Below are 4131 nucleotides of genomic sequence, written 5' to 3'. Positions count from 1 at the left end.
ACATCGAGGTGCATATCCGCGACATCGCGGAAAAATACCTGATCCAGGGCGAGACGCAGGACACCGCCTTCATGTTCGTGCCCTCGGAATCGGTGTTCGCCGAGATTCACGAGAATTTCGAGCCCGTGGTGCAGAAGGCGCACCGCGCCCGCGTCGTCATCGTCTCGCCGTCATTGCTGATGCTGTCGATCCAGGTCATCCAGGCGATCCTGAAGGACGCGCGCATGCGCGAGCAGGCGCATCTGATCCAGGGCGAGGTCATCCGCCTGATGGAGGACGTGGCGCGAGTCGACGAGCGTGTGCGCCGGCTGCAGACGCATTTCGGCCAGGCGGCCAGGGATATCGACGACATCCTCGTCTCGACGACGAAGGTCACCAAACGCGGGCAGAAGATCGAGGCGCTGGAGTTCGCCGAGGGCGAACCCGAACCGCCACGCGGTCCTGCCAAGGTGGAGGCGGGCGCACGCGTGGCCGATTCCAAGACGGGTCAGCTCAGGCTGCGCGTCGTCGAAGGCGACGACTGAGCTGCCGTAACTCCGTTACTGCTCCTCGATGGTGGTGATGCCTTCGATCTCCGGCAGCCAGTGCAACGCCGAGCGGTGCCAAACCTGTCTTCTCGGCACCAGCTGGTCGCGCTGGCGCGCCGTGCCCACCCGAATGCCGTAGATTTTCGGTCCATCGCCAACCGACGTGGCATAGAGATGCGATCCGCATTCGCCGCAAAACCCCTGAGCGCGCCTGGCGCCGCTGGATCCGGTCTTGATGTAGACCTTCGGCGTGCCCTTGGTAATCCGGTAATCCTCTTCTGGCGAGCCCACCGTCACGCGAAAGGCCGTTCCCGTCAGTTGCTGGCAATCGGTGCAATGGCAGATCGAGGTCTTTTCGGGATCGACCTCCGCTTCGTAGGTGATGGCGCCGCAATGACACCCGCCGTCGATTCTCATTCGGCATGCTCCCAAAAGATTGCTTCGCTCAAATCTAATCCTCTTCGGAGGTCCCGGCGATAGCCTTACGCCTGCGCTCCCATGTGCCAGTCGCCTGCGGCTTCACGAACAGCCTGGTGATTTCGGGCATGTCGCTTTTCAGTCGCGCCTCCAGGCGTTCAACGCAGGCTTCGATCTCAGGCGCCGTGAGATGATCTTCGAATTCGATGCTTAGGCCTGCGACGATCTCCTCCGGGCCGATATGGACGCTCAGTATGCCGTTCGCCCGCTGCACGGCCGGCTCTTCCTGAGCGATCGCCAGAACCTTGCGCTGCACCTCGGGCGAAGCGGGCTCACCGATGAGCAGACCCTTGCTCTCGCGCGCCAAGAAGATGGCGGTGGCGCCCAGGATGACGGCGATGCCGATCGAGCCGGCGCCGTCGAGCTCGGGGATCGCCAGAAGTTCAGACGTAAGGATGCCCGCGAAGGCGACGACGAGGCCGAGCAGCGCCGCGCTGTCCTCGAACAGCACGGTGTAGACGCTGGGGTCCTTGCTGCGGCGCACCGCCTGAAACCAGCCCTGCTTGCCCTTTTGCTGGCGGAACTCCTTCAGCGCCACCAGCCAGGAACTGCCTTCGAACAGAAAAGAAAGACCAAGCACGATGTAGTTGACCTTGGCGTTGACGACCGGTTCCGGCGCGATGATGTGTATCACGCCCTCATAGAAGGAAACGCCCGCGCCCAGCGCGAAAACCAGAAGCGCGACGATAAAGCTCCAGAAATAGAGTTCGCGCCCATGGCCGAGCGGATGCGTGCGGTCGGGCGGGCGCGCGGCGCGGCGCATGCCGTAAAGCAGAAGCGCGCCATTGCCGGTGTCGACCAGCGAATGCACGCCCTCCGACAGCATGGCTGAAGAGCCTGTGAAGAATGCTGCGGCGAATTTGGTCATGGCGATCGCAACATTGCCGGCGAGCGCGGCGTAGATCACCCTTTTCGAGCCGCTATGCCCTGCCATGCGCTTCCGATCCTCTTCCAAGTGGGAGCTCAGCGGCCGCCGCCCAAAGCTCCACCGACAATGCGCCAGCCGCTCCGAGGTTCAGATGCCCCTATGCATTTCTGTTGCCTGATCGATCCCGAGGTCGCGGGATGAAGGGAAAACGGTTGACATAGCGCAAGCCGGCTTTCGAAGCTGCAAGCGGCCTCTTGCGGTCGGGCGCTTCTCTTGTTTCACTTGTGTCGCCCACAAATCGGAGGAGCGAATCATGGCGAAAGGTGCGATGAAGGCGGGCAAGGAACCCCGCAAGCCGAAAAAGGACGCCAAGAAACCGGCCGCGGCCCCGGCTCCGAAGGCGCCGCCGGTCAAGGCGATGCGCATCAAGGAGAAGTAGGCCGTCAGCGCGGCCGATCCGTCTCGATGCGGATTTGAACCGGCGGCATGCCGAATGCTGCCGGTGTTTTGTTGATTGGGGTACAGAACTCACTATATCGGTACCGCGAGGACGACCTCGCTTCCCCGAAACCCGGCGGGGACGACCCGCCACGTCAAACGTCGAGCATTCGATGCTCGATCGATGGAGCGTTCGCGATGTCCTGGATCTTCCTTTTCTTCGCCGGCCTGTTCGAGATCGGCTGGGCGATCGGCCTCAAATATACCGATGGTTTCTCGAAGCCGCTGCCAACCGTGCTCACGATCGTCTCGATGATCGTCAGCCTTGGCCTGCTCGGGCTTGCGTTGAAGACATTGCCCGTCGGCACGGCCTATGCGGTATGGACCGGCATCGGCACTGTCGGCACGGCCTTGCTCGGCATCTGGCTGCTCGGCGAGCCGGCGACCGCAGTGCGGCTTGCCTGCATCGGCCTGATCGTCTGCGGCATCGTCGGGCTGAAGCTCGTCGGCTGATGCAGCACGAACGCGTTCAGGGCCGCTCCTGGCGACCCTGATTCATTTTTCGAACGAACTCGAACCTAGCGGGCCGAGAAGCCAGGAGGCGTGCGACCGACGCGCGCCTTGCGGGCGGCGTAGCGCGCATCGCGCTTGGCCTTGCGTTCGGCCTCCTCGGCGAGCAGGCGGGCGATGCGTTCGGTTTCCTCGGCTTCGCGGATCTTGGCCTCGGCAGCCGCCGCCTCTTCGGCAGCAATACGGGCCGCTTCGGCCGCTGCCTCGCGTTCAGCCTTCTCGGCCGCTTCGCGCGCCAGCTTTTCCTGCTTCAACCGGGCCTTTTCGGCCTCGCGGATAGCACGGGCCTCGAGGATCGCCTTGCGTTCCGCCTGACGCGCCAGAACCGCTGGATCGTCCGCCGCCGGCTTTGACTTGAAGCGCTCCAGGAGCGCCTTCTTTGCCTCGTTCGCGGCGTTGCGCCGCTCGAATATGTCTTTTTCCCTGTAAATAGCCAAGTCCACTTCCCTGAAGTCAATTCGCGACGCTTACATACGCGCGAAAGCGGTGAGTTCAAGCGCCAAAACGGTATGCCAGCCATGAAAATCTGGGCTGTTGCCGTCGGGATACGTCGTCGCGGCGCGATGCACTGTTCACAAATCGCGCCTCTGGCGGCTCTGGGGGCCGGTCGCTACCTCTAGCGCCAACAATCAACGCCCAAGCGGCGCATCAGGATGCATGAAAATGGAACTTGGCCTCTACACTTTCGCGGATGTCAGCCCGGAGCCGGGCCCCGGCGCCATCGGCCCGCACGAACGGCTGCGCAACCTGATCGAGGAGGTCGAGCTGGCCGACCAGGTCGGTCTCGACGTGTTCGGCCTCGGCGAACACCATCGCCCCGACTATGCAGCCTCGGCGCCGGTCGTGGCGCTGGCCGCGGCCGCGGAGCGGACGAAGCGGATCAAGCTCACCAGCGCGGTCACGGTGCTTTCTTCCGACGATCCGGTGCGGGTCTTCCAGCAGTTCGCGACGCTCGACCTTCTGTCCGGGGGCCGCGCCGAGATCATGGCCGGGCGCGGCTCCTTCATCGAATCGTTTCCGCTGTTCGGTTACAATCTCGAGGACTATGACGAGCTCTTCGCCGAGAAGCTCGATCTCCTACTTGCCATCCGCGACCAGGTGAAGGTGACGTGGCAGGGCAAGCTGCGCGCGCCGATCAACGGCCGCGGCGTCTATCCCCGACCTTTCCGGGACAAGCTGCCGATCTGGATCGCTATTGGCGGGACGCCGCAGTCCGCCGCCCGCGCCGGCGTGCTCGGCCTGCCGCTGGCG

The 4131-nt window shown here is 63.7% G+C and carries 7 protein-coding genes; 4 read left to right on the top strand and 3 right to left on the bottom strand.

All coding sequences use genetic code 11. The features are described from left to right. Positions 1–524, top strand: a 524-nt coding sequence (rmuC, locus tag EOA60_RS21780; protein WP_128311850.1) for a DNA recombination protein RmuC, incomplete at its 5' end; no start/stop codon positions are given. Between the two features lie 15 nt (positions 525–539). Here the strand turns inward: rmuC and EOA60_RS21775 are convergent. Together EOA60_RS21775 and EOA60_RS21770 are read right to left on the bottom strand one after the other, a co-directional pair. After that, on the bottom strand, positions 540–944 hold the full coding sequence (locus tag EOA60_RS21775) for a GFA family protein (protein ID WP_127334701.1): 405 nt from the start codon (positions 942–944) through the stop codon (positions 540–542). Between the two features lie 34 nt (positions 945–978). Beyond that, positions 979–1938 carry a cation diffusion facilitator family transporter gene (locus EOA60_RS21770; protein ID WP_095825574.1) on the bottom strand — a complete coding sequence of 320 codons (960 nt, stop codon included), beginning with the start codon at positions 1936–1938 and terminating at the stop codon, positions 979–981. A 247-nt stretch (positions 1939–2185) separates the two neighbouring features. Between EOA60_RS21770 and EOA60_RS39750 the strand changes: the two genes are divergently transcribed. Further along, a complete protein-coding gene (locus tag EOA60_RS39750) occupies positions 2186–2311 on the top strand; it encodes a hypothetical protein (protein WP_082953831.1) in 126 nt (41 codons plus the stop codon). Positions 2312–2508: 197 nt separating this feature from the next. After that, positions 2509–2823, top strand: a complete 315-nt coding sequence (sugE, locus tag EOA60_RS21760; protein WP_095825476.1) for a quaternary ammonium compound efflux SMR transporter SugE — start codon at positions 2509–2511, stop codon at positions 2821–2823. Positions 2824–2888: 65 nt separating this feature from the next. Here sugE and EOA60_RS21755 read toward each other — a convergent pair whose 3' ends face one another. Beyond that, positions 2889–3317, bottom strand: a complete 429-nt coding sequence (locus EOA60_RS21755) for a DUF6481 family protein (protein WP_067323757.1) — start codon at positions 3315–3317, stop codon at positions 2889–2891. A 226-nt stretch (positions 3318–3543) separates the two neighbouring features. On the opposite strand from EOA60_RS21755, the gene EOA60_RS21750 reads away from it, so the two are divergent. Further along, the coding region (locus tag EOA60_RS21750; protein WP_128311848.1) for an LLM class flavin-dependent oxidoreductase at positions 3544–4131 on the top strand (588 nt) is incomplete at its 3' end.

Origin of the sequence: Mesorhizobium sp. M1A.F.Ca.IN.020.06.1.1 (assembly GCF_004023265.1) — a bacterium.
Taxonomy (GTDB): domain Bacteria; phylum Pseudomonadota; class Alphaproteobacteria; order Rhizobiales; family Rhizobiaceae; genus Mesorhizobium.
Note: the sequence above shows the minus strand (reverse complement) of the source record. Positions and strands in the feature narration are given on the sequence as shown.

Excerpts from the sequence above, each read along its gene's own strand:
- EOA60_RS21775 (WP_127334701.1), bottom strand. The coding sequence starts at position 944 with ATGAGAATCGACGGCGGGTGTCATTGCGGCGCCATCACCTACGAAGCG.
- EOA60_RS21770 (WP_095825574.1), bottom strand. The coding sequence starts at position 1,938 with ATGGCAGGGCATAGCGGCTCGAAAAGGGTGATCTACGCCGCGCTCGCC.
- EOA60_RS39750 (WP_082953831.1), top strand. The coding sequence starts at position 2,186 with ATGGCGAAAGGTGCGATGAAGGCGGGCAAGGAACCCCGCAAGCCGAAA.
- sugE (WP_095825476.1), top strand. The coding sequence starts at position 2,509 with ATGTCCTGGATCTTCCTTTTCTTCGCCGGCCTGTTCGAGATCGGCTGG.